Source organism: Microbacterium umsixpiens (genome assembly GCF_053543675.1).
Map to the genome: position 1 here is coordinate 1 of NZ_JBLVOH010000155.1, position 2,877 is coordinate 2,877.

Annotated in this window: 4 protein-coding genes and 1 tRNA gene (1 of these 5 only partly in view); all 5 read right to left on the reverse strand. The window is 64.7% G+C overall.

Translation table 11 applies throughout. From position 1 onward, the window contains the following. Positions 1–11: 11 nt before the first annotated feature. Positions 12–701 carry a 50S ribosomal protein L1 gene (gene rplA / locus ACNPM4_RS15300; RefSeq protein ID WP_029260994.1) on the reverse strand — a complete coding sequence of 230 codons (690 nt, stop codon included), beginning with the start codon at positions 699–701 and terminating at the stop codon, positions 12–14. 11 nt (positions 702–712) lie between these two features. After that, positions 713–1,144, reverse strand: a complete 432-nt coding sequence (rplK, locus tag ACNPM4_RS15305) for a 50S ribosomal protein L11 (protein WP_017829145.1) — start codon at positions 1,142–1,144, stop codon at positions 713–715. 282 nt (positions 1,145–1,426) lie between these two features. Then, positions 1,427–2,470 (reverse strand): transcription termination/antitermination protein NusG, encoded by a 1,044-nt coding sequence (gene nusG / locus ACNPM4_RS15310; protein ID WP_105710394.1) that lies wholly within the window; start codon positions 2,468–2,470, stop codon positions 1,427–1,429. A 42-nt stretch (positions 2,471–2,512) separates the two neighbouring features. After that, the gene (secE, locus tag ACNPM4_RS15315; RefSeq protein ID WP_029260992.1) at positions 2,513–2,785 is read right to left on the reverse strand and encodes a preprotein translocase subunit SecE; all 273 of its coding nucleotides are present in this window, start codon (positions 2,783–2,785) and stop codon (positions 2,513–2,515) included. Positions 2,786–2,825: 40 nt separating this feature from the next. Then, positions 2,826–2,877, reverse strand: a tRNA-Trp gene (locus ACNPM4_RS15320) (it continues 48 nt past the right edge of the window).

A 2,877-nucleotide genomic window follows, 5' to 3' on the forward strand; every position in this document is an offset into this window, starting at 1 on the left:
GCGAGTCAGACTCAGATGGAATTGACGTCCAGCGGGATGCCGGGGCCGAACGTGGTCGACACCGCACCCTTCTGGATGTAACGGCCCTTCGAGCTCGAGGGCTTGAGGCGGACGATCTCCTCGAGCGCTGCGCCGATGTTCTCGTCGAGCTGCTCTGCGGTGAACGATGCCTTGCCGACGACGAAGTGCACGTTGGCGTGCTTGTCGACGCGGAACTCGATCTTTCCGCCCTTGATCTCCTCGACGGCCTTGGCCGGGTTCGGGGTCACGGTGCCGGTCTTCGGGTTCGGCATCAGACCACGCGGTCCGAGCACCTTTCCGAGACGACCGACCTGGCCCATGAGCTCCGGGGTGGAGACTGCGGCGTCGAAGTTGGTCCAGCCATCGGCGACCTTCTGGATGAGCTCGGCGCCGCCGACCTCATCCGCACCTGCGGCGATCGCTGCCTCGGCCGCGGGGCCGGTGGCGAAGACGATGACGCGGGCGGTCTTACCGGTGCCGTGGGGCAGGATGACGGTGCCGCGCACCATCTGGTCTGCCTTGCGGGGGTCGACCGCGAGCTTCAGCGCGACCTCGACGGTCGAGTCGAACTTCGACGAGCCGGTCTCCTTCGCGAGGGCGACTGCCTCGGTCGGGGTGTAGAAACGGTCCGCCTCGATCTTCTCGGCGGCAGCCTTGTAAGCCTTGGACTTGGTAGCCATGATTATTCTCCTCAGCCCTCGACCGTGATGCCCATGGAACGGGCGGTGCCGGCGATGATCGAGATCGCGGCCTCGATGTCGTTCGCGTTCAGGTCGGCCTGCTTGGTCTCGGCGATCTGGCGGACCTGGTCCTTGGTGATCTTCGCGACCTTGACGGTGTGCGGGGTCGCGGAGCCCTTGGGGACGCCTGCGGCCTTCTTGATGAGCTCCGCCGCCGGCGGGGTCTTCAGGACGAAGGTGAAGCTGCGGTCCTCGTAGACGGTGATCTCGACGGGGATGACGTTGCCGCGCTGCGACTCGGTCGCGGCGTTGTACGCCTTGCAGAACTCCATGATGTTGACGCCATGCTGACCGAGCGCGGGGCCGATCGGCGGCGCCGGGTTGGCTGCACCGGCGTTGATCTGAAGCTTGATCAGGCCGGTCACCTTCTTCTTCGGTGCCATTCTCTTTCCTTTCATCGAATCGGATGCCGGAGCATCCGCTTCTCCCACAGATCCGGCGTTTCCGGATCGTGGTCGTCTCTGCGCACGCCGAAGCGGCACACAAACCACACAAGTCTACCTGATGCTGCCGCACAGCACGAACGCCGCGTCATGCCGAGCCGAGGAGCCAAGACACGCCGCAATCGCCCGACGTGCTGCGGCGTGTTCTGACCCCTCGCGAGAAGGGAGCGAACGCAAGAACGGCCGCCCCGAAAGGGACGGCCGTTCTCGTGAGGATGTGTGTCAGACCATCTTGGTGACCTGGTCGAACGACAGCTCGACCGGGGTCTCACGCTCGAAGAGCGAGACGAGGACCGTGAGCTTGCCGCTCTCGGGCTTGATCTCGCTGATCGAACCGGGAAGACCCGCGAACGAGCCCTCCTTGATCGTGATGGTCTCGCCGACCTCGAAGTCGACCTCGGCCGGCAGCGGACGAGCGACGGCGACGCCGCCCTTCGACGCGATGTTCTTGGCCGTGGGGACGTCCTTGACCTCGACGAGCGACTTCAGCATGTTGAAGGCCTCTTCGAAGCGCAGCGGCGTCGGGTTGTGGGCATTGCCCACGAAGCCGGTGACACCCGGGGTGTGACGCACGACCGACCAGGTGTCTTCCGTGAGCTCCATGCGCACCAGCACGTAGCCGGGGATGCGCACGCGGGTGACCATCTTGCGCTGGCCGTTCTTGATCTCGACCACGTCTTCCATCGGGACCTCGATCTGGTAGATCTCGTCCTCGACCTCGAGCGTCGACTTGCGCTGCTCGATGTTCGCCTTCACCTTGCGCTCGAAGCCGGCGTAGGAGTGGATGACGTACCATTTGCCCGGGAGCATGCGGAGGTCCATGCGGAAGGCCTCGTACGGGTCTTCCTCGGCGTCCTCGTCAACTTCATCGGCGGAGGAGTCCTCGTCGCCCTGCACGTCGTCAGCACCGAGCTCGGGGCCGTCGTACGGGGTGACCTCGTCGGCCGCAGCCGCGTCGAGGTCGGCGGCCTCTTCGGCCACAGATTCGTTGAGGACCTCAGCGGCAGCCTCAGACTCAGCCGCTTCGTCCAGGTTCAGAGCGTCGTTCACGATCGCGTCCGCCTCCGGGTCGTCGATGTCGATGTCGATGTCAGCCGTGTCATCCTCTTCGCCGTCCTCGTCTTCGACGTGAACCGCGATGTGCTCGGCCGGGGTGGCCGAGAGCTCTTCCTCAGCGAGGACGTTGCCCTCCTGGGCTTCGTCTTCCTCGCTGGACTGCTCTGCGGCGGTCGCCCAGTCGGCGTCGTCGGAATATCGTTCAGACACGTTGTTTCTTCTCCATAGCTGCGGCGCGAGCCGCGGGGGTCATCAGCCAGGGATTCCGAACACCCAGTGCGTCAAGAACGCGAACAGCGTGTCCAAGCCGTAGACGATGCCCATGACGATCAGAACGAAGACGAGCACCACCAGGGTGAACTTGAACAGCTCCTTGCGAGTCGGGGTGACGACCTTGCGGAGCTCGGCGATGACCTGGCGGATGAACAGGGCGATACCCCCGAAGAACCGTGAGAAGGGGTTGCCCTTCTTCTCGCGGGTGGCGCCGGCCGCGACGACCTCGCCGCGCGGTTCGTCCTGATCCATCCTGAATGTACCTTTCGTGTGTCAGCGTTGCGCTGACGCGCAGGGCGGACAGGAATCGAACCTGCAACCTGCGGTTTTGGAGACCGCTGCTC